The 25,169-nt window shown below is 73.7% G+C and carries 19 protein-coding genes and 2 rRNA genes; 1 reads left to right on the top strand and 20 read right to left on the bottom strand.

What is annotated here, in order from left to right; all coding sequences use genetic code 11:
• Window positions 1–256 precede the first annotated feature (256 nt).
• From JKJ07_RS45415 to JKJ07_RS45350, 14 genes are all read right to left on the bottom strand, one after another.
• Window positions 257–1,174 (bottom strand): hypothetical protein, encoded by a 918-nt coding sequence (locus JKJ07_RS45415; RefSeq protein ID WP_236031204.1) that lies wholly within the window; start codon window positions 1,172–1,174, stop codon window positions 257–259.
• A gap of 1,086 nt (window positions 1,175–2,260) precedes the next feature.
• Complete coding sequence (locus JKJ07_RS45410) at window positions 2,261–2,836, bottom strand: NUDIX domain-containing protein (protein ID WP_307834779.1); 576 nt, start codon at window positions 2,834–2,836, stop codon at window positions 2,261–2,263.
• Window positions 2,833–4,512, bottom strand: coding sequence for a CTP synthase (gene pyrG / locus JKJ07_RS45405; protein ID WP_202998309.1), 1,680 nt, complete (start codon window positions 4,510–4,512; stop codon window positions 2,833–2,835). Before pyrG ends, JKJ07_RS45410 begins: the two co-directional genes overlap by 4 nt.
• 124 nt (window positions 4,513–4,636) lie before the next feature.
• Entirely contained in the window at window positions 4,637–6,817 is a 2,181-nt protein-coding gene (locus tag JKJ07_RS45400) for a hypothetical protein (RefSeq protein WP_236031202.1), read from the bottom strand.
• Complete coding sequence (locus JKJ07_RS45395; RefSeq protein ID WP_202998308.1) at window positions 6,814–7,914, bottom strand: glycosyltransferase family 4 protein; 1,101 nt, start codon at window positions 7,912–7,914, stop codon at window positions 6,814–6,816. Before JKJ07_RS45395 ends, JKJ07_RS45400 begins: the two co-directional genes overlap by 4 nt.
• An 11-nt stretch (window positions 7,915–7,925) precedes the next feature.
• Complete coding sequence (murJ, locus tag JKJ07_RS45390) at window positions 7,926–9,494, bottom strand: murein biosynthesis integral membrane protein MurJ (protein ID WP_202998307.1); 1,569 nt, start codon at window positions 9,492–9,494, stop codon at window positions 7,926–7,928.
• Window positions 9,491–10,345 (bottom strand): hypothetical protein, encoded by an 855-nt coding sequence (locus JKJ07_RS45385; protein WP_202998306.1) that lies wholly within the window; start codon window positions 10,343–10,345, stop codon window positions 9,491–9,493. Before JKJ07_RS45385 ends, murJ begins: the two co-directional genes overlap by 4 nt.
• Window positions 10,346–10,370: 25 nt before the next feature.
• Window positions 10,371–11,324, bottom strand: coding sequence for a copper transporter (locus JKJ07_RS45380; protein WP_202998305.1), 954 nt, complete (start codon window positions 11,322–11,324; stop codon window positions 10,371–10,373).
• Between the two features lie 13 nt (window positions 11,325–11,337).
• Window positions 11,338–12,516 (bottom strand): putative cytokinetic ring protein SteA, encoded by a 1,179-nt coding sequence (steA, locus tag JKJ07_RS45375; RefSeq protein ID WP_202998304.1) that lies wholly within the window; start codon window positions 12,514–12,516, stop codon window positions 11,338–11,340.
• 121 nt (window positions 12,517–12,637) lie between these two features.
• A complete protein-coding gene (gene recN / locus JKJ07_RS45370) occupies window positions 12,638–14,368 on the bottom strand; it encodes a DNA repair protein RecN (protein ID WP_202998303.1) in 1,731 nt (576 codons plus the stop codon).
• Window positions 14,369–14,424: 56 nt separating this feature from the next.
• Window positions 14,425–15,318, bottom strand: a complete 894-nt coding sequence (locus JKJ07_RS45365; RefSeq protein WP_202998302.1) for an NAD kinase — start codon at window positions 15,316–15,318, stop codon at window positions 14,425–14,427.
• Window positions 15,315–16,175, bottom strand: coding sequence for a TlyA family RNA methyltransferase (locus JKJ07_RS45360; RefSeq protein ID WP_202998301.1), 861 nt, complete (start codon window positions 16,173–16,175; stop codon window positions 15,315–15,317). Before JKJ07_RS45360 ends, JKJ07_RS45365 begins: the two co-directional genes overlap by 4 nt.
• Window positions 16,176–16,182: 7 nt before the next feature.
• Complete coding sequence (locus JKJ07_RS45355; protein ID WP_202998300.1) at window positions 16,183–16,467, bottom strand: hypothetical protein; 285 nt, start codon at window positions 16,465–16,467, stop codon at window positions 16,183–16,185.
• A gap of 4 nt (window positions 16,468–16,471) precedes the next feature.
• A complete protein-coding gene (locus JKJ07_RS45350) occupies window positions 16,472–17,272 on the bottom strand; it encodes a phasin family protein (protein ID WP_236031198.1) in 801 nt (266 codons plus the stop codon).
• A 107-nt stretch (window positions 17,273–17,379) separates the two neighbouring features.
• Here JKJ07_RS45350 and JKJ07_RS45345 point away from each other — a divergent pair, with 107 nt between their 5' ends.
• Complete coding sequence (locus JKJ07_RS45345) at window positions 17,380–17,715, top strand: alkyl sulfatase C-terminal domain-containing protein (RefSeq protein WP_202998299.1); 336 nt, start codon at window positions 17,380–17,382, stop codon at window positions 17,713–17,715.
• On the opposite strand, the gene JKJ07_RS45340 is transcribed toward JKJ07_RS45345, so the two are convergent.
• The 6 genes from JKJ07_RS45340 to JKJ07_RS45315 all read right to left on the bottom strand — a co-directional run.
• Complete coding sequence (locus JKJ07_RS45340) at window positions 17,669–18,325, bottom strand: flavin reductase family protein (protein ID WP_202998298.1); 657 nt, start codon at window positions 18,323–18,325, stop codon at window positions 17,669–17,671. The two genes, JKJ07_RS45345 and JKJ07_RS45340, sit on opposite strands and share 47 nt — an antisense overlap.
• A gap of 100 nt (window positions 18,326–18,425) precedes the next feature.
• Window positions 18,426–21,011, bottom strand: a complete 2,586-nt coding sequence (locus JKJ07_RS45335; protein WP_202998297.1) for an ATP-binding protein — start codon at window positions 21,009–21,011, stop codon at window positions 18,426–18,428.
• 43 nt (window positions 21,012–21,054) lie between these two features.
• Window positions 21,055–22,062: an HAD-IIA family hydrolase gene (locus tag JKJ07_RS45330; protein ID WP_202998296.1), complete on the bottom strand. Its 1,008-nt coding sequence runs from the start codon at window positions 22,060–22,062 to the stop codon at window positions 21,055–21,057.
• The gene (locus JKJ07_RS45325; protein ID WP_236031219.1) at window positions 22,059–23,105 is read right to left on the bottom strand and encodes a tetratricopeptide repeat protein; all 1,047 of its coding nucleotides are present in this window, start codon (window positions 23,103–23,105) and stop codon (window positions 22,059–22,061) included. Before JKJ07_RS45325 ends, JKJ07_RS45330 begins: the two co-directional genes overlap by 4 nt.
• Before the next feature lie 1,714 nt (window positions 23,106–24,819).
• Window positions 24,820–24,936: ribosomal RNA gene (gene rrf / locus JKJ07_RS45320) — 5S ribosomal RNA — on the bottom strand.
• 112 nt (window positions 24,937–25,048) lie between these two features.
• Window positions 25,049–25,169 (bottom strand): 23S ribosomal RNA (locus JKJ07_RS45315); the annotation flags it as partial.

The following is a 25,169-nucleotide window of genomic DNA, read 5'->3' as shown; positions in this document are numbered from 1 at the left end:
CCGCCCTGACGTAAGGCGGGGCGAGGCGGAGCGGAAGGCGAGGCGGAGCGGAAGGCGGGGCGAAGCGGAAGGCGGAGCGGAGCGGAAGGCGGAGCGGGGCGGAAGGCGGGGCGAAGCGGAAGGCGGAGCGGAGCGGAAGGCGGAGCGGGGCGAATGGCGGGGCGAAGCGGAAGGCGGGGCGAAGCGGAAGGCGGGCATACAAAAAGCGGCGGTGTGGGCCGGGATCGCCCCCACACCGCCGCCGTTCGTGATGGCGCTACTTCTTGGCTGCGGGAGCCTTCTCCTCAGCGCCCGCGCCTGCCTCTTCGCCGGCTCCGGCCTCGTCGCCCGCGCCCGCTTCCTCGCCGGCACCGGCGTCCTCGCCGCCCTGGCCGGCTTCCTCGCCCTGGCCCTGGCCCGCGTCCTCGCCCTGGCCCGCGTCGCCGCCGGCCCCGGCCACCACGGCCTTGGCGTCGGCCAGCGTCAGGCAAGCCTGCAGCAGGCTCTGCTGAGCGGAGGTCACGGCCTTGGCCGCGGCGTCGGCGGCGGCGTTGCCGGCCCCGGCGTCCTCGCCCTGCCCGGCCTCTTCGCCGGCCCCAGCCTCTTCACCAGCGCCGGCCTCCTGGCCCGCGCCGGCCTCCTCGCCCTTGCCCTTGCCCGCGGCGCCCGCCTTGCCGGCCTTCTCGGCTTCGGCCTTGGCCTTCGCCTTGCGCAGGGTCTTGACCCACTTCTTGGCCAGCGCCTTGTTCTCGGCCTTGGCCGCCGGCGAACCGGGCGCCGCTTCCCCGCCCGCGCCGGCCTCGTTGCCCGCCTGGTCGCCGGCACCGGCCTCGTCGCCCGCTTCACCGGCGCCGCCCTCGGCCGCCGCCAGGTCGGCCGCGAACGTGTCGCAGGCTGCCTCGAGCGCCACCGCCGAAGCGGCCGCCGCGTCGCCGGGGGCCTGCTGCTCGACGGGCGCCAACTCCTCGCCGTCGCACACCACGGCGCCCGCGTTGACCTGAACGTCGGCGCAGTTCGAGACGTCGAACTGCTGACCGTCCACCGTCACCAGGTCGACGGCCTTGGTCTCGGTGCTCGCGTTGGCCAGCTGAACCCCGGTCACGCCCAAGGCGACGACCACGCCGGCCACTGCGATCGCGCCGATCGTCTTCCGCCGGTTTCCCTCGCTGGGACGTCGGTACTTGCGGGACCTCATGACCACTCCTCGTCGTTGGACGTCGATGTCACCGGTGCTGCGGGCCAGTACGGCCCCCGACCGCCGCCCGGTTCAACCGCTCCCCGCCCCACACCCCCGAAACAACGCCCCCGCAACAACAAAACCCCAGCTCAGAGCCCTGCTAGAAAATCTTGAAAATTAGCCCCAATCCACCGATCCGGACGACTCCGGCGAGAAGGCGAAAGCAATCCCGGCGGCGGGAGGGCATGGGTTAGTCCCGGCGGCGGGGCAGGACCGGACGGTCCCGGCAACTTGGGGCCGGGAGGGCGGGGCAGGCGCGGGAAAGGACGGGGATGGGAGGGGCAGGGGGTCGGCCTCGCCCGCGGGAGCAGAGACGGACGGCGACGGCTCCTGCGGCAGGGGCAGACGCGGCAGGGCATCCGGGGCGGGAGCACCGGATCGGCCCGGCGGCGGGGCAAAGACGGACGGTGGTTGCCCTTGCGGCAGCGACAGGCTCGACAGGGCGACGGGAGGGCTGAAGACGGTCTCGGCGGCGAAGCGCGGAGGCGGACGGGTCTCGCCGCCAAGCGCGGTGAGCCCGGCGGCGACAGGCGGAGGAGCCGAGCGCGGACGGGCAGACGAGCCCAGCGACGGCGGAGCGGACGAACCCGGCGCGACATGCGGACGTGTCCGGCGGCAAAGAGCGGGCGAGGTGGGACGGTTCCGGCAGCGGGCGGCCAAGAGAGGCACGGCCGAGGAAACGGTAGGCGAAGGGGCGGTGAGCCCGGCGGCGACAGGCGGGCCGGGCCGGACGAGCGCGGCGGTAACGGCGGCCAGGGCCGGCGGTGAGCGACCCCCAGGAAACGCGGAATGGTTCACCCGAATGGTCAGAAACAGCACCCGAAAAGGGAGATTGCCGTGATCAGGAACGCGGGAGACCATGATTCCCGTCAGTCCACTGTGGTGGTGGCGAGAAACGTTTCCTGGCAAGGGTTTTCGGGTGGTCGTGGGGGAAACACGACGGTCCGGAAGGGAAACAGGAATGGTTATCGGCGCCGGCTGGGGGTGCGCCGATAAATGGCGGCGAACGCGGGCCGGTGGCGGCCGGCCCGCGTTCGCCCGGGGTCAGTTCGCGGGGCGGAGCGTGGCCCAGCCTTCGTCGCGGGCGCGGGCTGCGGCCAGCAGCCCGCCCACGGCGGCGGCGTTGGTGATCTCGCCGCGGAAGACCATCGCGACCGCCTCGTCGAGGTCGATCCATGCGACCTCGATGTCGGCTTCCTCGTCCGTGCGCTCGAAGCTGGAGTGCACCGGCGTCAGGTCGCGGGCCAGGAAGATGCGGATCGTCTCGTCGGCGAAGCCGGGCGACGTGAACAGGTCGATGAGCAGGTGATACTGCCCGGCTTCGAGGTCGGCCTCCTCGGCCAGCTCGCGCGCCGCCGTACGGGAAAGGTCTTCGCCTTCGACGTCGCGCAGGCCGGCCGGCAGCTCCCACAGGCGCCGGCCGACGGCGTGCCGGTATTGCTTGATCAGCACGACCCGGCCGACCTCGTCGAGCGCGACCACGCCGACCGCGCCCTTGTTCTGCACCACGTCGCGGTGGGCGGTGCCGCCGGACGACATCGTCACCTCGTCGGTGAAGACCGAGAAGATCGGGCCCTCGTAGCGGGTGACGCGGGACTGCACCGCATGCGAGAAGCTCACGACGCGTCCACCGGCAGCTCGTCGGCCGCCGCGTATTCGATGGCGGCCTTGGCCAGGCCGTCGAAGAGCGGGTGGGGGCGCGTGGGCCGGCTCTTCAGCTCGGGGTGGGCCTGGGTGGCCACGAAATACGGGTGGGCCGCGCGGTCGAGCTCGATGAACTCGACGAGCCGCCCGTCCGGCGAGGTGCCCGAGAAGACCAGGCCGGCGTCGACCAGCTTGGCCCGGTAGTCGTTGTTGACCTCGTACCGGTGGCGGTGGCGCTCGGAGATGTCGGTCGAGCCGTACACCTCGGCCACGATCGAGCCCTCGGTCAGCGCGGCCGGGTAGGCGCCGAGCCGCATCGTGCCGCCCAGGTCGCCCTTGCCGGCCACGATGTCCTGCTGGTCGGCCATCGTGGAGATCACCGGGTACGGCGCCTGCTCGTCGAACTCGAGCGAGTTGGCGCCGGCCATTCCGGCCAGGTGCCGCGCGGCGTCGATGGTCATGCACTGCAGGCCCAGGCAGATGCCGAGGATCGGGATCTGGTTCTCCCGGGCGTACCGGGAAGTGTTGATCTTGCCTTCGATGCCGCGGACGCCGAACCCGCCGGGGATCACGATGCCGTCGACGCCCTTGAGGGCCGCCGCCGCGCCCGCCGTGGTCTCGCAGTCGTCGCTGGGCACCCAGCGCAGCTGCACCTTGACGTTGTTGGCGAACCCGGCGGCCCGGATGGCCTCGCTGACCGACAGGTACGCGTCCGGCAGGTCGACATACTTGCCGACCAGCGCGATAGTGATGGTCCGCTTCGGGTGGTGCACCCGGTGCAGCAGGTCGTCCCACTGCGTCCAGTTGACGTCGCGGAAGGACAGACCCAGACGCCGTACGACGTAGGCGTCGAGCCCCTCGTCGTGCAGCACCTTGGGGATGTCGTAGATGCTGGGCGCGTCGGGCGCGGCCACCACGGCCTCGCGGTCGACGTCGCAGTAGAGCGCCAGCTTGTGCTTGAGCTTCTCGGGGATCTCGCGGTCGCTCCGGCAGACCAGCGCGTCGGGCTGGATGCCGATGTTGCGCAGGGCCGCCACCGAGTGCTGGGTCGGCTTGGTCTTGAGCTCGCCCGAGGGCGCCAGGTAGGGCACCAGCGAGACGTGCAGGTAGAACACGTGGTCGCGGCCGACCTCGTGGCGCACCTGGCGGATCGCCTCGAGGAAGGGCAGCGACTCCATGTCGCCGACCGTGCCGCCGACCTCGGTGATGACGACGTCGGGCCGGCGGCCGGACTCGTCGGGGTCGGCCATCGCGAAGATCCGCGACTTGATCTCGTTGGTGATGTGCGGGATGACCTGGACGGTGTCGCCCAGGTATTCGCCCCGCCGCTCGCGGGCGATGACCGCCGAATAGACCTGGCCGGTCGTGACGTTCGCCTTGCCGGACAGCGATCGGTCGAGGAACCGCTCGTAGTGGCCGACGTCGAGGTCGGTCTCGGCCCCGTCCTCGGTGACGAAGACCTCGCCGTGCTGGAACGGGTTCATCGTTCCGGGGTCGACGTTCAGGTACGGGTCGAGCTTCTGCATGACGACCCGGAGCCCGCGCGCGGTCAAAAGGTTGCCGAGGCTGGAGGCGGTGAGGCCCTTGCCCAGCGAGGAGGCGACGCCCCCGGTGACGAAGATGTGCCGCGTTTCGCGCACTGTAGAGGCCAAGGCCTTGCTCCCGTGGTCGTCTGTTTAACCGACGTGCGAACCGGGTCCAGAAGAGCCCCATCCACGGGAGTCCACCGTAACACCTGCCGCCGCCCCCGCACGTAGGGGCTGGTGGCGACGCGCGTCAGCGAGAAGCCAAAGAGGGATCATCACGCATCAAAGGCCCACCCGGCCCGTCGGTCTCCCCTTCCGGGCGGGTGCGGTCGGCCGCGTGCAACAGCACCCGCAGCGCGGTCAGCACGGCGGTCGGCACCGCGGTGGCCGCGGCCGCACCGGCCACGGTCAGCGCCGACCCGTTGAGCACGCCCGCGAGCAGCGTCACCACGGTCACCCCGGCCCCGGCCGCCCGCAGCGCCGGGTGCAGCCCGAACAGCCGGTTGAGCCCGCCCCACGGCGAGAACTGGCAGAACGCCAGCATCAGCACCCCGGCCACGGCCAGGATCGTCAGCGGGCTGTCGAGCAGGGCCTGCCCGTTGGCGGCGGCGTTGCGTGACATGGCCGGCCCGGCGGTGCCGTTGAGCAGCTCGGTCAGCACCCGGCCCAGGATGCTCTGGTCGGACGCCGGGCGGCGCACGTCGACCAGCGCGAACGCGATCGTGACACCGAGGCCGGAGAGCGCGGCCCAGGCGAAGCGCGGGAAGGTCAGCCAGCCGCCGGTGGTGATCGCCGCGGCCACGCACACCCCGGCGGTCAGGGCGATCGCGCCGACCGGGTCGGCCCCCAGATAGGGGCTGCCGACCATCACCACGCCGACGGCGCCGAGCAGCACCACCAGCACCGGGCGCCAGCGCTTGTCGATCCATTTGACCGACGCCCCGGCCAGCACGAGCAGCCCGGCCACGAAGACGCCGAGGCCGACGCCGCCGACCCCGGCGTAGCGTCCGCCGTGCACCGCCGAATAGCCGGCCACGCCGTTGAGCTGCAGCTGGGCCCCGGTGAGGAGGTCGAAGCCGACCACGACGGTGGCGATGACCGAGGTCGCGCCGAGCGGCCAGAGCCGGTGCGGCCAGCGCGGGGCGAACCGGACGAGCGCGGTGCCGATCGCGATGAACAGGGCCGTCACGGTGCCGAAGACCCAGGCCGGGTGGGAGTTGCGCCACCACGGGGTGGCGTCGGCGACCAGCGCGGCCGGGATGGCCAGCGCGGCGGCGATCAGCGCGAGCTCGAGCGCGGCCACCACGCGCCGCGGCGGCAGGGCGGGCCCGCGCGGGCCGGCGTGCCTGCGGGCGCGCACCATCACCGGGATGGCCAGCAGGAACAGCAGAATCTGGAGGCCGGCCAGGACCCGGAAGAAGATCTCGGCCACCGCGTTCTGGGCGACCGAGCGCTGGTCGGCGTTGTGCACGCCCAGCATCGCGTCGGTGACGTCGGCCGGCCTGTCCTCGACCACGGTGACGCTGCGCCCGGCGAACAGCTTGTCGGGCGAGGCCTTGCCCAGCGCGGTCAGCACCGTCGGGGCGAGGTCGATCAGTTGCAGATAACCTTCGCGGCCGGTGCCGGCCGAGGTCAGCCAGCCGCCGTTCCAGCCCTCGCCCTCGGCGATCGCCACGTGCAGCCGGTTGGAGCGCTCGGTGTCCGAGACGCCGGCCACGATCAGCAGCGAGCGCTGCGGCCGGGCGGCCAGCACCCGGGCCAGCGTTGCGTCGGCCACCCGCACCTGCTGGCGGCGCTGCTCGCCGGAGCCGGACACGGCGCCCAAGTCGACCACGCTCAGGTTGCACTCGGAGAGCAGCCCGCCGCCGTCGGCCGGGAACTCGGGCTGGTATTTGTCGACCCGGCCGAACGGGCGCGCGGCCGCCATCGCCGCGCCCGCCCCGAAGGCGTACGTGCAGCGCACCGACTCGGCCAGGGCGCCGGGCACGGCCCCGTACGGGAGCCGGTCTTGATTGTTCTGGACGACCGAGCGCTGTTCGGTGAGGCTGGCGCCGATGTCGTCGGGCCTGGTCAGGGCGGGCTGGGCGGGCTCGCAGACGCTGCCGGTGGTGTGCCGGGGCCAGGCCGCGTAGTTGCCGGCGCCGAGCGTGAGCCACCCGTCGGAGGGACACGTCACCCGCATCGCCGAGCGCACCGACAGCCAGCCGATCGAGCCCTTCGTCGCCTCCTGCCACAGGGTGGGTGTGCGCTGCGGGTCGAGATCGTCCCAGCGCAGCCCGGCCGACCCGGCCACGATCACGTAGTCGGCGCTGCCCGGGTTGGTCTGGCTGTCGGGCCGGATCGCCAGCCCGGCCAGCCCGGCCACCGCGATCAGGGCCACCGCGAGATAGGGGAGCCAGCGCGCGCGCCGGCGCAACCGGTCGAGGATCAAGAGCTCGTCACTTCCCCGTACGCGGCCAGGACGTCGGCCACCGTGTCGGACTCCCCGGGCCAGGTCGCGGCCTGCTCGGGCCCCCGGGCGGCGTAGTCGGCCCGCAGCTCGGGGTCGGCCAGCATCGCCCGGACGGCGTTGTCGAGCGCGTCCACGTCGTCCGGCGGGATCAGCATGGCCGCGTCGCCGACCAGGCCGGGCAGCCCGCCCACGGCCGTGCTGATCAGCGGCACGCCCGCCTCGAGCGCCTCCTGGGCGAACAGCTGCCGGGCCTCCCAGTCGCTGGTGATCACGGCCAGGTCGGCCCCGAGCAGCAGGTCGGCCACGTCGTTGCGCCGGCCCAGCAGGTGGAACGGGGCGCGTTTCTGCGAGGCGAGCTGGGCCAGCTCCATGTAGCTGGGGCCGGAGCCGGCCACCACGACCACCGGCGCCGGGTCGAGCTCACGCCAGCGGGCGGACGCCTCGACGAGCAGGTCGTAGCGCTTCTGCGGGTGCAGCCGGCCGACCGAGAGGATCAGCGGGGTCCGCGGCGGCAGCCGGAACTCGGCGCGCACGGCCGAACGGGTGCGCCGCGGGTTGGGCAGGGTCGGCGCGGCGACCGCCCCGAGCCGAGCCCGGCGGGCGCCCAGCGTGGTCGCCCGCTCCACGAGGTCTTCCGAGGCGCCCAGGGTGAGCGTGGCGCTGCGGGCGACCACCCGCTCGACCAGGGCCGCAACCTGCCCGCGCAGGCCGCGGACCAGCACGGCGTTGTGCCAGGTGACGACCAGCGGCGCGCCCGCGCGGGCGAGCTGGGCGACGAACCCGGCCCGGAAGCCGTGGGCGTGCACGACGTCGGGCCCGCGGGCGGCCAGGGCGCTGCGCAGCTGGCGGACGGCCCCCGCGTCCTGCGGGCCGGGACTGGCCGGGATCTCGACGGCGGCGAAGGTGGCCCCCGCGGCGGTGAAGCCGAACAGCTCGTCGGTGGCCGCGGGGCCGCAGACGAGCACGTCGCAGCCGGCCGCGACCAGGCCGCGGGCCAGCGACGCGACGTGCTGGCCGACCCCGCCGGTGCTGGACGCCAGCACCAGAGCCACCGAACCACGCCAGTCGTCGCCCACGAATTCTCCTTCTAGGCCGAGCGGCGCCGCAGCCGGCGGGCCAGCGGCGCCAGGTCGTGCCGGGCCAGTGGGTAGACGACGCCCACGAAGACCACCAGCACGGCGAGCCCACCCAATATGCCTTGCACAATGCTGCCGAGAACCTGGGGGGTCGGGCCGAACAGGCCGCCCAGCCCGGCCACCACGCCCCACCCGGCGAGCGCGGCGAGGCCGGCCGCGAGCACTGTGACCAGCGTGGTGCGGCCCAGGCCGGCCAGCGCGGCCGCTCCGGCGTGCCGGCGGACGGCCAGCACGAGCAAGAGTCCGATGACCGACATGCCGATCGCGTTGGCCAGGCTGAGCGCCAGCACCTGGCGGTTGTCCCCCAGCACCGTCAGGGCCAGCGCGGAACCGGCCGCGACGACCCAGCCGACCGCTGTCGAGAAGGCCGCCGCGGAAGTGGCGCCGCGGGCGTAGAGAGCCCGGGACAGCAGGGCGAAAAGGGCGTAACCGAGCAGCCCCGGCGCGAACCCGACGATGCCCGACGAGGCGGGGCCGGCGGCGATCAGGAAGGCGGCCGGACCGGCCACGGCGATCAACACGGCCACTCCGAGCCCGGCCAGCAGCATGACCGACCTCGCGGTGCCCGACAAAGCTTGCCGGTACGCCTCGTCGTCGCCCCGGCTCGCGGCGGCCGACAGGGACGGGTAGACGGCGGTCGCCACCGGCACGGCCAGCACCGCCCAGGGCAGCAGGAAGACCGTCTGCGCCGCGTTGTAGAGCGAGAGGTCGCCGTCGCCGGTCAGCAGCACGATCGCGGCCAGCGTGATCAGTTGCTGCGAGCCCACCGTCACCGCGCCGGCCCAGCCCAGCCGCACCGCCTGACGACCCTCGTCGCCCGGGAACCGCAGGCTCGGCCGCAGCCGCAGGCGCAGCCGCCGCAACGGAATGAAAAGGCACAGCGCGAGCACCACGACCCCGCACGTGGTGCCGACCGAGAGGAACAACTCCCCGGTGCGGGTCAGCCCGCCCAGGCCGGTCTTGGTTCCGTCGATCACCGCGTAGGACAGGTAGGCGCCCATCACGGTGACGCTGGACAGCAGCGGAGCGATCACCGGCCAGGCGAAGCGGTGGTGGGCCTGGAGCACGCCGGTGAGCACGATTCCCACGCCGTACAGGGGGAGCTGGGGTGCGAAGACCCGCAGCATGCTCGCGGCGGTCTCCTGGTGAGCGGCCGGCAGGTCGAGCAGGCTCGCGATCGGGCCGGCCAGCAGGGCGACCAGCCCGGCCAGCGGCACGAGCAGAACCAGCACCCAGGTCAGCAGGGCCGAGGACACCGCGTCGACCCGCTCACGGTCCCCGTTGGCCACCGCGCCGGCCAGCAGCGGCACGACCAGGCTGGCCAGGGCGCCCCCGGCAACGAGCTCGAAGACGATGTTGGGGATCGTGTTGGCGGCGTTGTAGACGTCGCCCAGGTTGGTGGGCCCGACCGTGTTGAGGAAGACGAACGTGCGGCCGAACCCGGCCAGCCGCGCCACCACCGTCAGCACGGTGATCAGCGCCGCGGCCCCGGCGATCTTGACCGCGGGGGCCTTCGTCAAACCGTGCCCCGGCTGACGCTCCCGGTCGGCCCCCGCCGGCCCAGCTCGTCGACGCGGCGCAACCACGGCGTGTCCTGGATGACCTTGGTGAAGCTGACCTTTTCGCTGGCCGCGGTGAGCGCGCCCAGCACGGTCAGCGCGGCCAGCCGCCCGGCCGGGCCGCTGCGGGCCACCAGGGCCACGCCGAGCAGCGCGCCCAGCGCGTTGGCCCCCGAGTCGCCCAGCATGATCTCTTCGCCCAGATCGTCGGGGAGCAGCGCGGCCGAGGCGCCCAGCGTGCCCGCCGCGACCCCGCCCGAGCGGCCCAGGGCCAGCGGGGCGCCGATGAGCGCGCCCGCTTTGAGAGCCCGCCCGGGGCGCAGGTCGAGCAGGTTGACCACATTGGCCAGGCCGGCGATGACACCCGCGCCCAGCAGCACGTCGGCGGCCCGCCCGGCCCGGCTCGGCCGCGTGCTGCCGATCAGCGCGCTGGCCACCAGCCCGGCCGCGCCCACCCCGGCGATCTTGACCAGGCCGCTGGTGACCCGGCCCTCGCGCAGCGCGCCCAGGTGCCCGGCGAAGCCCTTGGCCGCCTTCTGCTCGGGCCGGTTGCCGGCGACGTCGTCGTAGAGGCCGACCGCGCCCGAGACCGCCCCGGCGGTGACCGCGGCGGCGGCCAGCCGGCCGCTGCCCGCGCCGAGCGCCGCGGCCGTGCTCGCGCCGAGGGCGAGCGCCGGACCGCCGGCCAGGGTGACCGTGCGGCCGTGGAAGTTGGTGCGCTCGAGCGCGCCGGCGTGCTGGTCGCGCCGGATCCAGGCGAGCGCGGCCCGGGCGACGGCCGCGCCGGCGACCAGCGAGCGGAGGGTTGCCATGGGCAGGAAGTCTAGAGACCCGCCGCTACGACGCGGCCTTGGGCACCAGCGACGCGGCGCCCGCGGCCAGGCCGTAGTGGCCGGTCTTGTCGTCGACCACCCGCTCGACGGTCGCCATCGCCGAGGCGACCTGGCCGTCGGTCGTGCTCACGTTGTCCACCGTGGAGATCTTTTTGTTGAGCGTCGGGTCGCCGCGCACGGCCGAGATGAGGTTGCCCTCGCCCACGCCGACCCCGGCCACGATCAGCCGGCGCTCGTCGCTGAACTGCTCGGCCATGCTGACCAGCGACTGCGCCTTCTTCGCGGCGTCCTTGTCGACGGCGGGGGCGCCGGTGATGATCAAGGTGGCCTCGGCCCCGCCGACGGCGTCGTCCTCGACCGCGATGTAGCTCGCCTTGGTGTACGCCGTAAGGACCGCGGTCACGTCGGCCGCCGACGGCTGCGTGACCGGGGCCGCGCCGGCGACCGAGGGCCGCTGCAGCAGCGCCAGGGCGAGCTGCGCGCTGGCCGTCTCGACGCCGTTGCTGTTGACCGGCAGGTCGGCCGTGCTGATCGTCGGCTGCGACGTCACGCTGGCCAGGTCGAGCAGCTCGAGCTCGACCGCGGGGTCGAAGAACTTGTCCTGCACGGTGACCTTGGCCGTGACCGTGACGCCGGTGATCGCCAGCATCTGGATCACCTTGTCGGCGTACTGATCCGTGCCGGGCAGCGCCACCACGGCCAGCTTGCGCCCGGCCAGCTTGCCGTCGAGCAGGGCCGGGGCGATCTCGGTGGCGAACTCCTGGCTGCGGTTGATCTCCTCGCGATACTGGTTGATCTCGTCGCGCTTGTTCGACAGGTCCTTGTTGAGCGCGGTGATCTGGCTCTTGAGGTTGTCGGCGACCGGACCGTTGAGCGCGGCCGTGCCCACGACCAGGCCGATGGCCAGGGCCAGGAAGACGGCGGTGAGCGACACCACGTGGTACCGGAAATTGATCACGACGAGAGCCCCGTTAGAAAAGATGGCCGAGCTGGAAGACCAGATTGTCCCACCACTCGGAAACCACGGTCAGGTACGCCTTGCCGACCGTGGACACCGCCACCGCGGACGCCATCGCCGCGGTCGCCGAGAGCACGAGCAGCAGCAGGGCCGACCCGGAGATGTTCTGCTTGTAGAGCCGGCTCACCCCCTTGGCGTCGACCAGCTTGCCGCCGACCTTGAGCCGGGTCAGGAACGTCGAGGCCATGCCGCCGCGGCCCTTGTCGAGGAACTCGACCAGGTTGGCGTGCGTGCCCACGGCCACGATCAGGGTCGCGCCCTTGTCGTCGGCGAGCAGCATGGCCAGGTCTTCGCTCGTGGCGGCGGCCGGGAAGGTCAGCGCGGCCACGTCGAGCTTGTGCACCCGCTCGAGACCGGGGGCGCGGCCGTCCGGATAGGCGTGCACCACGACCTCGGCCCCGCAGCGCAGCACGTCGTCGGTGACCGAATCCATGTCGCCGATGATCATGTCGGGCGTGTAGCCGGACTCGACCAATGCGTCGGCGCCGCCGTCGACGCCGATCAGCACCGGCTTGTATTCGTGGATGTAGGGCCGCAGGACGTCGAGGTCGTCCTTGTAGTCGTAACCCCGGACCACGATCAGCACGTGCCGGCCGGCGATCTGGGTGCGCACGTCGGGCACGCCGACGCCGTCGAGCAGCAGCTCCCGCTCCTGCTTGAGGTAATCCATGGTGTTCGCGGCGAACGCCTCGAGCTGCACCGACAGGCCCTCGCGGGCGTCGGCCATCGACCGGGCCACGGTCTCGGCATCCTGCCGGACGCCCGAGCCGACCGGCTCGCCGTCGAGCAGCACGCTGTCGCCCTCGATGACCACCGAGTCGCCCTCGCGCAGCCGCTCGAAGATCTCCTCGCCGAGGTCGTCGATCAGCACGATGCCGTTTTTGATCAGCACCTCGGGGCCGAGATTCGGATAGCGGCCCGAGATCGACGGCTTCGCGTTGAGCACCGCGGCGACCCCGACGGCGACCAGCGCGTCGGCGGCCACCCGGTCGATGTCGACGTGGTCGATCACGGCGATCTCGCCGGGGCGCAGCCGGCCGGTCAGACGCTTGGTCCGGCGGTCGAGGCGTGCGGTGCCGGCGAGGGCATCGGGATCGGTGCTCCGCGCGCGGCGCAAGGTGGGAAGTCGCATCACGGCCATCCTGACATGCCGTATCACGCGCCTGGCACGCGACATGCGCGATCTCACCCACTAAAGGGGCATTTGCCCCGCTCGTCCCTCTCAGTCATGGTGCCATGACCGAACGCCCTGCTCAGGCCCTTTTCTCGCGGCCCGCGACGGCCAGCAACTCCTCCGCGTGCGCGATGCCCAGATCGGAATCGGGCAATCCGGCCAGCATGCGGGACAGCTCGCGCGCCCGCTCGGTCTCCTCGACGACGCGCACCCCGCTGGTGGTGATCGCGCCGCCGGTGTCCTTGGCCACGACCAGGTGCCGGTCGGCGAACGCGGCCACCTGCGGCAGGTGGGTCACCACCAGCACCTGATGGGTGCGGGCGAGGCGGGCCAGCCGCTTGCCGATCTCGACCGCGGCGGTGCCGCCGACCCCCGAGTCGACCTCGTCGAAGACCAGCGTCTCGGGGCCGCCGGCCCCGGCGAACACGACCTCGATGGCCAGCATCACCCGGGACAACTCGCCGCCGGACGCGCCCTTCTGCAGCGGCAGCGACGGCGCGCCGGGGTGGGCCACCAGCCGCAGCTCGACCTCGTCGGCGCCGTCGGGGCCGAGCGCCGGCTCGTCCTTGCCGACCGCGCGCGGCACCACGGCCACCTCGACCCGGGCGTGCGGCATGGCCAGGCCGGCCAGCTCGACGCTGACCGCGTCGCTGAAGCGGACCGCGGCCTCGGTGCGCGCCTCGGTCAGGCGGGTGGCCAGCTCGGTCACCTGGGCCTCGAGCCGCTGGCGTTCCTTGTCGAGCTCGTCGAGCAGCTCGTCGGACGAGTCGAGCGCGGCCAGCTTGGTGCGCGCCTCCTCGGCCCAGGCGATGACACCCTCGACGTCATCGGCGTACTTGCGGGTGAGCGCGCGCAGCTCGGTGCGGCGCTCGTAGATCTGCTCGAGGCGGGCCGGGTCGGCGTCGAGGCCGCCCAGATAGGCCGACAGCTCGGCCGAGACGTCACCGACCAGGGTCGCCGCCTCCTCGATGCGGCCGGCCAGCTCGCCCAGCATCGGGTCGACCTGGGCCTGCGCCTCGAGGGTGCGCCGGGCCGTGCCCAGCAGCTGGGTGGCGTCGGGCGTCTCCTCGGTCACCTCGACCCCGCCGGCCAGCGCCTGGGCGGCCAGCGACGCGGCGACCCGCAGGCCCTCGGCGTGCTCGAGACGCTGCACCTCGGCCCGCAGGTCGTCGTCCTCCCCCGGCTGGGGGTCGACCCGGCTGATCTCGTCGAGGCCGAGCTTGAGCAGGTCGGCCTCCTGCGAGCGGGCGCGGGCGTTGCGGCGGCGGTCGGCCAGGTCGTCGGTCACCGCCCGCCAGCGCACGTACGCCTCGCGATAGGTCTCCAGGAGCTTCTCGTGCTCGGGGCCGGCGAACCGGTCGAGCGAGGCCCGCTGCTCGGCCGGGCGCAGCAGGCGCAGCTGGTCGGACTGGCCGTGCACCGCCAGCACGCGCTCGCCGAGGTCGGTCAGCATCGACACCGGCATGCTGCGGCCGCCCACGTGCGCCCGGGAGCGGCCCTCGATAGTGACCGTGCGGCTCAGCAGGACCGTGCCGTCGTCGTCGACCTCGCCGCCGGCCTCGGACACGCGGGTCGACACCTCGCCGGCCAGCTTGCCGCCGAGGCGCAGCCGGCCCTCGACCACCGCCCGGCCCGGATCGGCGCGCACCCGCCCGGCGTCGGCCCGGCCGCCGAAGAGCAGGCCCAGACCGGTCACCACCATGGTCTTTCCGGCACCGGTCTCACCGGTGATGACGTTCATGCCCGCCGTCAGCCGCAGCGTCGTGTCGTCGATGACGCCGAGCCCGGTGATGCGCAGTTCCTCCAGCACAGGGCAGACAGTATCGGTGCCCCCCGACATTTGCCCACCGCGGGTTGCACCACCGGTCAGCGCTTGCTGCCGCGCCACCCCTCGACCGGCAGGGCGAACTTGGCCACGAGCACGTCGGTGAATGGCCGCGGCTGCAGGCGAACCAGCCGTACGGGCAGCTGACCGCGCTCGACGGTGACCTTGGCGCCCGGCGGCAGGTCCCAGGTGCGGCGTCCGTCACAGCAGAGCACCGCGAACGAGGTGTAAGGGTCGACGGTCAGCGCGAACGACGACGTCGGCGCGGTCACCAGCGGCTTGCTGAACAGGGCGTGCGCGCTGATCGGGACCAGCAGCAGCGCCTCGACCTCGGGCCAGACCACCGGGCCGCCGGCCGAGAACGCGTACGCCGTGGAGCCGGTCGGCGTCGCGCAGACCACGCCGTCGCAGCCGTAGCGCGCGAGCGGGCGCCCGTCCACGTCGACCAGCAGCTCGAGCATCTGGGCCCGCTGCCCCTTCTCGACGCTGACCTCGTTGAGCGCCCACGACTCGGCGATCACCCGGCCGCCGTACTCCGCGCGCACGTCCAGCGTCAGCCGCTCGTCCACCTTGTACGAGCCGTCGACGACGTCCTTGACGGCCTGGTCGAGGTGGTCGATCTCGGCCTCGGCCAGGAAGCCGACCTTGCCCAGGTTGATGCCCAGCAGCGGCGCCTTGACCGGGCGGGCCAGCTCGGCGGCGCGCAGGAACGTGCCGTCGCCGCCCATCGCCAGCACGATCTCGACACCCTCGGCCGCGGACGGCGAGGGGCCCTCCACCGTGGTCACCTCGGGCGGCAGGTCGAGATCGGCCACCTCCTCGGCGATGACCCGCACCTCGAAACCGGCCGCCAGCAGATCCTGAGCCACCGTACGGGCGTGCTGGGTGCTCTGCCGCCGGCCGGTGTGCGTGACCAGCAGGGCCGAGCGCGTCATGTGTCCTCCAAGGGGGCGGCCGGCTGCTCCGGCCCGGCAGAAGCTACCTTGGCCGCGGGCCCGGCGGCGACCACTTCTTCGATCTCCGCCCGATCGGCGGCGGGCGCGTCCCGGCGGAACCAGACGAAGAACTCGACGTTGCCGCTCGGCCCCGGCAACGGGCTGGCGGCCACCTGAGCCACGCCTAGGCCCAGCTCGGCGGCGGCCTGCGCGACGTCGAGCACCGCCTCGGCCCGCAACTGCCAATCCCGGACGACGCCGCCCGCGCCGACCCGTTCCTTGCCCACCTCGAACTGCGGCTTGACCATCAGCGCGAGGTCGCCGGCGGCGTCGGTGCAGGCCGCGAGGGCGGGCAGCACCAGCCGCAACGAGATGAACGAGAGATCCGCCACAGTCAGGTCGACGAGACCGCCGATCGACTCCGGCGTGATCGCCCGGACGTTCGTGCGCTCGAACACCACGACCCGCTCGTCGGTGCGGATCGGCCAGGCCAGCTGGCCGTAACCGACGTCGACCGCGACCACCTGGCGGGCGCCGGCGCGCAGCAGCACGTCGGTGAAGCCCCCGGTCGAGGCGCCCGCGTCCAGGCAGCGCCGGCCGGTCACGGCGAGCCCCCGCGACCCGAAGGCGGCCAGCGCGCCGGCCAGCTTGTGGCCGCCCCGCGAGACGTAGTCGGTCGCCGGGTCCTCGCCGGTGACCAGCACCGGGTCGGCCGGGTCGATCATCGCGGCCACCTTGCGGGCCACCGTGCCGCGCACCTGCACGCGGCCGGCCTCGACCAGCGCGGCGGCCTGCTCGCGCGAGCGGGCCAGCTTGCGCCGCACCAGCTCGGCGTCGAGACGGGCACGACGGGCCATCAGCGCCTCACCGGTCGATGCTCGCCAGGGTCTCCTGGAGAACCTGGTGCGCCGCCTCGTATTCGGCGATCTGCTCGGCCGGGGCGAGGCGGGCGGCGTTCGCCAGCGAGCGCAGCACCTCGTCGACCGCCGGGTGGCCGGTCTGCTCGACGATCCGCCCGGTGGCCTCGTCGACCGCCGGGGGCAGGCTGACCGGGCCCGCGCCGGGTGCGCCCTGGGGGTGCAGCGGCGGGCGCGGCGGCGGCCCGGGACGGAAACCGCCGGGCATCGGGCCGGGCTTGGGAAACGTCATCGGCTCACGCCTCCCCGGTGGCCGGCAGCTCGGTGGCCGCCGCGGCCTCGCGAACACCGGCGGTGGGCGCGTCGGCGGTGCCGGCCGGCGCGGGCGGCGTCGTCTTCTTCGCGGCGGCCTTCTTGGCCAGCGCCTTCTTCGCCGCCGTCTTCTTGGCCGGGCCCGCGCCCTGGGCCTCGGCCCGCTTGGTGGCCGGGGCCGCCTTCGCGGTCGCCTTCACCTCGTCGGGCAGCACCTCGGTGGGCGGCGGCACGGCCTTGGCCGGCGCCTTCTTGGCGACCGCCTTCTTGGCCACGGCCTTCTTCGCCGGCGGCGTCGGGCCGGGCGCGGTGTTGGCCGGCGGGGTGGCCGGGACGGTGCCCGCCGACGGCATCTTGTTGGGCGCGGCCTTCTTGGCCACCGCCTTCTTCACGGCCTTGCGCGGCAGCGGCGCCGGCTCGTCGATCCGCGTGCCACCGACACCCTCGCTGGGCGCGTCGACCGCCGGGCCGCCCTGCGCGCGCGACTCGGCCTCGCGCAGCTGCCGTTCCAGATCCCGTACGCGGCCGGTCAGCTCGGTGACCTCCTCCGCGGTGGCCAGCCCGACCACGCCGAGCGCCTTGTCGACCTCGTAGCGCACGATGTTGGTGAGCGCCTCACGATTGGCCATGCCGGCCGACAGCAGATCGTCGACCAGTCCCTGCAGCTGCGTGGCCGTGGCCCCGCCCCGGTTCACCAGCTCGCCCGCCACCTTCTGGGCGCGCTTACGCGGTGCTTCGGTCAGTCCGAGCGCCATCTCCAGATACGCCCGCCATGCGTCCGGCATGTTCCGCTCCTCTCGCGGCTCGTCGGGTGCCACGCTACCGGGCGGTCGACACCAGATCGTGAGGTACGGTGCGGTACGCCGACCGCATGTCGCGAAGAAGGAGTCCGATGGCCACCGTGGACGAGTGCCGGCAGGCGCTGCACGACCTTGCCGCACGCCTCGAGAGGAATGCCGAGACGCGCGGCAAGCTCGACTTCGACCGCTCGCTGGCCTGCCGCGTGCCCGATCTCGAGACGGCCTTCCACGGCCGGCTTGCGGACGGGTTGCTGACCGGCATCGCCGACGGCGACGACCCCAAGGCCAAGATCGCCCTGATCGCGAACAGCGACGACCTGATCGCCCTGGTCGGGGGCCGGCTCGACGTCACCCGCGCGGTCACCAGCGGCCAGGTGAAGATCAAGGCGAACCCGTTCGACCTGTTGAAACTGCGCAAGCTGCTCTGAGGGCGGGCAGCTGCCAGCCCTCCGCGAGCCGCGACGGGTGCACGTTGACCCCGCCCCCGAAGAACTCGCAGAACTTCATGACGAGCGGGTCCCAGCGCAGCGGGTCGATGTGGACCGTGCCCGGCACGAGCAGGTCCTCCTCCACGTGCGTGCGCAAGACCTCGATCTCGTACGTGGTGGCGCCGCCGGAGGCGAGCCGATGCGTGCCCGCGACCCGGCCCTCGAGCTGGATCGGGCACTCGGCCACCCGCGGCGGCGTGACCAGGTCGGACGCCTGCTCGGTGAGCCCGCCGAGCGCGAACTTGTCGGCCACGTGGCGATAGCCCTGCGCCGCCTTGCCCGCCGGCACGTCCGGCCGCCCGGTCGTCATGGCGATCCGGTCGACCGCGGCCGCCAGCGCCGACGACGGCAGGTTGAGCACCACCTCGCGCTCGCGCAGCAGGTTGGCCGCCGTCCGGCTGCGGTCGCCCATCCCCAGGATCGCGGTCTGCCCGAGCCACCACGCGGACGACATCGGCGCCAGGTTGGCCGTCCCGTCCTCGTTGACCGTGCTGAGCAGCACCACGGGCGTGCCGAAGTAGAGAACTTTCAGACCGGGTACGACGTGCATCGTGAGCCTCTCGTCGGGTGAGGCTCCATGCTCGCCCGCGGCCCCCGGCCGGCGCTGGCGTCTTTCGGACGTCGCGTCCCGGGCGGCTCGGACCCGCGCCTCAGCCCAGTTCGGCCCGCAGTTCGTCGGCCTCCGGCCAGCCCAGCTCGCCGTAGAGGACGGCCGCCCGGTCGTAGTGCGGGCGCGCGGTGCCGGGATCGCCGAGCGCCCGATGGGCCCGCCCCAGGCCGGCGTGGGCGCGGGCGTGCTGATCCGGCATGCCGATCTCGACGGCGATGGCGTGGGCTGCAGTGTGGTGGGCGACCGCCTCGGCCGGACGGCCCGTGACCCGCGCGGCCTCGCCGAGCCCGTTGCGCGCCCACGCTTCGCTGTCGGTGTCGCCCAGCTCGCGGAAGATGCTCAACGCCTGCTCGTGGTGCTCGGCCGCCCGCGCCGGCTCGCCCATGCGCAGGTGCAACGAGCCGAGCTCGTCGAGCACGCCGCCCTCCCCGCCGCGGTTGCCGAGATGCCGGTGCAGAGTCAGCGCCTGGCGCAGGTGCTCGCCCGCCGGCCCGTACCCGCCTGCCTTGGCCTCGACCACGCCCAGGCCGTGCAGCATGTGGGCCTCGCCGATCCGGTCGCCGACCTCACGGCACAGCGGCAGCGCCCGCGCGTAGTGCTCGACCGCCTCGTCGTAGCGGCCCGACCGTTGCGCCAGCAGGCCGAGGCTGCCCAGCTGGCTCGCCTCCCCGATCCGATCGCCGACCTGCCGGTACAGCGCCAGGCCCTGCCGGTGGTAATCGGTCGCGGCCGGATAGTCGCCGGCCCGCTTCGCGATGATCCCCAGGTTGCTCACCACGCGGGCCTGCCCCTCGGCGTCTCCGGCCCGCCGGAACAGCTCCAGGGCCTTCCGGGAGTGTTCGGCCGCCGGCCGGTAGCGGCCCAGCCGCATGCAGGCGATGGCCAGGTTGGCCAGGGCGTGGGCCTCACCCACGTCGTCGGCGGTCAGGCGGGCGGCGTGCACGGCCCGCTCGTGCAGGACGAATCCGTCGTTGTAGTAGCCGCCGTCGAGATAGCGGAACAGCGCCCGGGCCATCCGGACGGCGTGGCCGGGCCAGCCCTGGGCAGCGGTGTGCGCGGCCATGGCGACCAGCGTCGGCCGTTCGGCGTCGAGCCAGGCCACGGCGGCGCCCTCCCCGGCCAGGGCGGGCAGCGGCGTGCCGATCGGCGGGATCGGCGGCCGCCGGTGCGCGTCGCCGGGGTGCACCGCGTCCAGGGCGGTGCCCGCGGCCGCCAGGTAGTAGTCGAACAGTCGGGTCAGGGCGGCTCGCCGCTCGGCCGGGCGCTCCTCCTCGACGGCCCGCACGGTCGCGTAGGCCCGGACGAGGTCGTGGAACGTGTACCGGCCCGGGGCGGCCTGCTGCAGCAGGTGGTCGGCCCGCAACGCGTCCAGGCCGGCCCGGGCCGAGCCGTCGTCGGCGCCGGTCAGAGCCGCGACCGCGTACGGGTCGAGGTCGTGACCCGGGTGCAGGGCGGCCAGTCGCAGCAGCCGGCGCTGCTCGGCGGGCAGGTGCCGGTAGGACAGGTCGAGGGCGAGCTCGACACCGTCGTCCAGGCGCCGGTCGCGGTGCCGCTCGTCGAGCCGTTCGGCGTGGTCGGTCAGCGTCCATCCCGGCGTGCTCCGGATGTGCGCGGCGATCAGGCCCAGCGCGAGCGGCAGATGCCCGCACCGGCGAGCGATGCGGGCGGCGGCGTCGGCGTCCGGCCCGACCGGCACATCCGGCACCGCGTCGAAAAGGAACGACACGGCCTCGTCCGGAGTGAAGACGTCGAGGTTGAGCCGGGTCGCCGGGCGCAGGCCGGTCAAGCTGCGGCGGCTCGTGACCACGGCCAGGCACCCGGAAGTCTCCGGCAGCAGCGGGCGCACCTGCTCGGTGGTGGCCGCGTTGTCCAGCACCACCAGCGCGCGGGTGCCGGCCAGCCGGTCGCGATAGAGGGCGCGACGGTCGGCCAGCTCGTGCGGAATCTGCTGGCCCGGCACCCCGAGCAGGCGCAGGAAGCCGTCCAGCACCGCCGACGGGTCGGCCGGGGGCTGCGCCGGATCGGGGTGGAACCCGCGCAGATTCACGAACAACACCCGCTCGTACGAACGTTCCCGGCGCAACTGGTGTCCGAGGTGGACGGCGAGCTGGGTCTTGCCGACGCCCGCCATGCCCTCGACCGCCGAGATCAGCACGGCGTCGCCGTCGGACCGCTCCCCCGGCGCGGCCCGGCGCAGCCGCTCGAGCTCGGCGCCCCGCCCGGTGAACCCGGCCAGCGGCGGCGGCAGAAAATCCTGCACGCGAACCTGCCCGGCCGCCTCGGTCTCGCCCGAGATGACCCGCAGCGCCTGCCGCCACTGGGTCACATATCCCTCGTCCGGGTGCAGCGCGTGCACGACGGCCAGCACCAGATCGGTGTTCAGCCGGCGGCGGCCCAGCTTGAAACAGTCGACCAGCGTGGACTTGCGGGTGAGCTCGCCCGCGGGACGGCCCGCGGCCACCCACGCCGCGTTGACCCGGGTGGTGATCGCGTCGTACGACGGGTCGCCGGCCCAGACCTTCAGCGACCGCAAGGCCTCGATCAGGTCGTCGAGGGTGCGAGCCCGGCCCGGGTCGGCGGGATCACCGCCCTGACTTCGGCCCGGGTCGGCGGGAGCGCCGCTCATGGCCGGATCGTACGGACTCGAACGGCCCGGCGTCGAGGCAGTTCTACAGCTTCCAGGCCGCCAGCAGGTCGCGGGCCTGATCCGACGCGCCATCGACGGCCGTCACCGGAACGCCGTCCCAGGTGACCGCGCAGAGCAGCCGCAACGCCACCACCGGGTCGCCCGAGCCGTCCAGGGTCGCCGAGTCGCCGTCGCGGGACACCCGCCAGCCGCCGGCCTCGTCCGCTCGCAACGGTACGGCGGCCTCCGCGGCCGGGCGGAACAGGCCAGACAGGTCGGCCGCCACGAACGTGGGCCGCCGGGCCGGCTCGGCGGCCAGCAGGTCGGCCGGGCCGCTGACGCCGGTCAGCACCAGCAGGCTGTCCATGCCCGCGGTGACGGCGCCCTGGATGTCGGTGTCGAGCCGATCACCGACGACCAGCGGCCGCTCGGCCTGCGACAGCGAGGCCGCGGTGGTGAACAGGGCCGGCTCCGGCTTGCCGACCACCAGGTCGGGCTCGCGGTCGAGGGCGGTGCGCAGCACGGCGACCAGCGACCCGTTGCCGGGCAGCGGGCCGCGCGGGCTGGGCAGCGTGCGGTCGGTGTTCGTGGCCACCCACATCGCGCCGCCCCGCACGGCCAGCGACGCCTCGGCCAGGATGCGCCAGCCCACCTCGGGGCCGTAACCCTGCACGACCGCCGCCGGCTTGTCGTCCGCCGACTCGACCAGGGTCAGGCCGGCCTCGGTGAGCTCGGCCCGCAGCGCGTCCGCGCCCACCACCAGCACCGGCGCGCCGACCGGGAGCTTCTCGGCGAGCACGGTGGCGGTGGCGCCGGCCGAGGTGAGCACCTCGGCCGGCTCGGCCGGCACACCCATGCCGGTGAGCAGGCCGGCGACGTCCGGGGAGCGCCGCGACGCGTTGTTGGTCGCGTACGCCACCCCGGTGCCCCGCCCGCGCAGCTGCTCGATCGCCTCGGGCGCGCCGGCGATCGGCTTGTCGATCAGGTAGACGACCCCGTCGAGGTCGAAGACGACCAGGTCGTAGCCGCCCGCCAGATCGTCGGCGCTCACGCCTGGGTGTTCTTCCGGTCGTCCTTGGGCTCGCTGGTGAACTCGTCGCCGGCGGCCTTCTCGTCCACGTCCGCCTGCGCCGGCTCGTCGGCCTTCGCCCGCGCGGCCCGCTCCTCCTCGAGGTCCTCGGCGTCGGCCTCGAGCTCCTCGGCCACGTCCTCGACGGCGACCGGGTCGGTGTTGACGTCGGTGTCCGCCACGGCCACCGGCTCGTCGTCCTCGTCGTCGTCCTCATCGTCGAGGTCGTCGAGGTCGTCGCGGGCCGCGCGGGGCTCGTCGTCCTCGTCGTCGAGGTCGTCCTCGTCGTCGTCGAACTCGTCGTCCTCGTCGTCGTCGAGGCCGGCCCGCGGCTCGTCGTCGCCGTCGAACTCGCCGTCCTCCTCGTCGGGCGTCGTGCCGGTGCGCGCGTCGCCGCCGGAGGGCTCGTGGTCCTCGTCCGCGATCGTGACGCCGTCCAGCTCGAGCAGGCGCTCGGCCGCGTCGGTCAGGCCCTCGTCGTCGGCAGTAGCGGCCCGGGTGAACCACTCCCGCGCCTCGTCGCGGCGGCCGGCGGCGAGCAGCGCATCCGCGTACGCGTAGCGCAGGCGGGCCGCCCACTCGGCGTCCTCGTCGGCCGTCAGCTCGCGAACCTGCAGCATCGCCACGGCCGCCTCGTGCTGGCCCAGGTCGCCCCGGGCGCCGGCCGCCACGATCAGCAGCTCGATCGCGCCGCTCTTGTCCATCTTCTCGACGTCGGCCCCGCGGAACAGGTCGATCGCCCGCTCCGGGCGGCCCAGCGCACGCTCGCAGTCGGCCAGCTCGGCCAGGTGCGTCTGCCGCCCGGTCATCCGGTGGTAGGTGCGCAGCTCGGCGATCGCGGTCGTCCAGTCCCCCGCCGCGTACGCCGCCAGGCCCACGGCCTCACGCACGACGGCGATCCGCGACGCGAGCCGCCGGGCCGCGATGGCGTGCTGCAGCGCGAGCTCGGAGTCCTCGTCGATGACCTGGCCGGCCGCGACGAGATGCCGGGCGACCTTGTCGGCGACGTCCCGCGACAGCGTCAGCAGCTCGGAACGGACCTCCTTGTCGAGGTCGGCCGCCTCGATCTCCTCAGGGATCTCGGGCGCGTGGAACGTCTGCGCCTCGTCCCGCTCGTCCTGGCCCGGGTGACGGCGCTCGTCCCGGTCGTCGCGGACCCGCGGACGCTCGTCGCGGTCACGGAAGCCACCGTCGCGGGGGCCGCGGTCGTCGCGGTCGCGGAAGCCACCGCGGTCGTCGCGGTTGCGGAAGCCGCCGTCGCGGGGGCCACGGTCGTCCCGGTCACGGAAGCCACCCTGGCGCGGACCGCGATCCTGGTAGCCGCCACGGTCCTGATAGCCGCCGCGGTCACGATCGCCGCCGCGGTACCCGCCCTGCGGACGGTCACCCTGGGGACGGTCACGATACGGCCGGTCACCCTGCGGACGGTCACGGAAGCCGCTGCCGCCACGGTTGCCGGGCCGGTCGCCCTGGGGGCGGTCGCGGAAGCCGCCACGGTCGCCGCCGCGGTCCTGATAGCCGCCCCGGTCCTGATAGCCCCCGCGGAAGCCGCCCCGGTCGCCCTGGTAGCTGCCGCGCGGGCCGCCGGACTCGCGGTCGCCCCGATATCCGCCCTGCGGACGGTCGTCCCGGTTCTGGTAGCCGCCACGGTCACGGTCGCCGCCTCGGAAGCCGCCGCCCTGGGGACGGTCGCCACGGTCCTGGTAGCCGCCGCGGTCACGGTCGCCGCCTCGGAAGCCGCCGCCGCCCTGCGGACGGTCGCCGCGGTAGCCGCCACCCTGGGGACGGTCGCTGCCGCCGCGGTAGCCGCCACCCTGCGGACGGTCGCCGCCACGGAAGCCACCACCCTGCGGACGGTCGCCACGGTCCTGGAAGCCGCCACGGTCACGGTCGCCGCCCCGGAACCCGCCGCGGTCGCCGCCACGGTCCTGATAGCCACCGCGGTCGCGGTCGCGGAAGCCGCCACCCTGGGGACGGTCGCCGCCGCTGCGGTAGCCGCCGGTCTGCGGGCGGTCGCCGCCGGCCCGATAGCCGCCCTGAGGCCGGTCGCCGCTGCCGCGGTAGCCGCCACCCTGCGGACGGTCGCCGCCGCGGAAACCGCCACGGTCGCCACCGGAGTAGCCACCGCGGTCACGGTCGCCGCCTCGGAAGCCGCCCCGGTCACGGTCGCCGCCGCCCGACACGCCACGGCGCTCGCCGCTCTGATAGCCGCCCTGGTAACCACCGCGGTCGCGGTCGCCACCGGAATAGCCGCCACGGTCGCGGTCGCCGCCCCGGAAGCCGCCACCCTGGGGACGGTCGCCGCCGCCCCGGTAGCCGCCACGGTCACGGTCGCCACCCCGATAGCCCCCACGGTCACCACCGGAGTAGCCACCGCGGTCACGGTCGCCGCCCCGGAAGCCGCCTCGGTCGCCACCGGAGTAACCGCCGCGGTCGCTGCCGCCGCGATAGCCGCCTCGATCACGGTCGCCGCCGCGGTTGCCGTCCCGGTCTCCGCGGTCCCGGTCGCCCCGGAAACCGCCACGGTCACCGTCGCGACCGCGGCCGCCTTGCCGCTCGTTGTCGCGGGGGCCGGAGCCGCCGTCGTCCTGGGGTCCAGTAGTCACGGATCAATCCTTCCGGTACGGCCGGCCCTCGGGTTGGCGGGCTCGCCTCAACGTTCAAAAGTACTCGGGGGCAGACATAGAAAAGCAGCCGAGGGCCGACCCCGGTCGGGGTGGCCCTCGGCTGTGACGTTAAGTCCGGCGGCGTCCTACTCTCCCACACCCTCCCGAGTGCAGTACCATCGGCGCTGGAGGGCTTAGCTTCCGGGTTCGGAATGAGACCGGGCGTTTCCCCTCCGCTATGACCACCGAAACAGCATTCAGCGGAACAATCCAGGTTGTTATCCAGCCGGCCCTTCCGGGCTGCTGCCAACCGGTTGTTCGTTTGCTGTGAATCACACAGTGGACGCGCTCATAAGTTTAGGGTGGTTAAGCCCTCGGCCTATTAGTACCGGTCGACTGAACCAGTTACCTGGCTTACATCTCCGGCCTATCAACCCAATAGTCTCTTGGGAGCCTTACCCACTCAAGGTGGTGGGATACCTC

Origin of the sequence: Paractinoplanes lichenicola (genome assembly GCF_016785085.1) — a bacterium.
GTDB classification, from domain to species: Bacteria; Actinomycetota; Actinomycetes; order Mycobacteriales; family Micromonosporaceae; genus Actinoplanes; species Actinoplanes lichenicola.
The sequence above is the reverse complement of the archived record's forward strand: the minus strand, read 5'-3'. Positions and strand labels throughout refer to the sequence as shown.

Excerpts from the sequence above, each read along its gene's own strand:
- JKJ07_RS45415 (WP_236031204.1), bottom strand. The coding sequence starts at position 1,174 with ATGAGGTCCCGCAAGTACCGACGTCCCAGCGAGGGAAACCGGCGGAAG.
- JKJ07_RS45385 (WP_202998306.1), bottom strand. The coding sequence starts at position 10,345 with ATGGCAACCCTCCGCTCGCTGGTCGCCGGCGCGGCCGTCGCCCGGGCC.
- steA (WP_202998304.1), bottom strand. The coding sequence starts at position 12,516 with ATGCGACTTCCCACCTTGCGCCGCGCGCGGAGCACCGATCCCGATGCC.
- JKJ07_RS45365 (WP_202998302.1), bottom strand. The coding sequence starts at position 15,318 with ATGACGCGCTCGGCCCTGCTGGTCACGCACACCGGCCGGCGGCAGAGC.
- JKJ07_RS45360 (WP_202998301.1), bottom strand. The coding sequence starts at position 16,175 with ATGGCCCGTCGTGCCCGTCTCGACGCCGAGCTGGTGCGGCGCAAGCTG.
- JKJ07_RS45355 (WP_202998300.1), bottom strand. The coding sequence starts at position 16,467 with ATGACGTTTCCCAAGCCCGGCCCGATGCCCGGCGGTTTCCGTCCCGGG.
- JKJ07_RS45350 (WP_236031198.1), bottom strand. The coding sequence starts at position 17,272 with ATGCCGGACGCATGGCGGGCGTATCTGGAGATGGCGCTCGGACTGACC.
- JKJ07_RS45345 (WP_202998299.1), top strand. The coding sequence starts at position 17,380 with ATGGCCACCGTGGACGAGTGCCGGCAGGCGCTGCACGACCTTGCCGCA.
- JKJ07_RS45340 (WP_202998298.1), bottom strand. The coding sequence starts at position 18,325 with ATGCACGTCGTACCCGGTCTGAAAGTTCTCTACTTCGGCACGCCCGTG.
- JKJ07_RS45335 (WP_202998297.1), bottom strand. The coding sequence starts at position 21,011 with ATGAGCGGCGCTCCCGCCGACCCGGGCCGAAGTCAGGGCGGTGATCCC.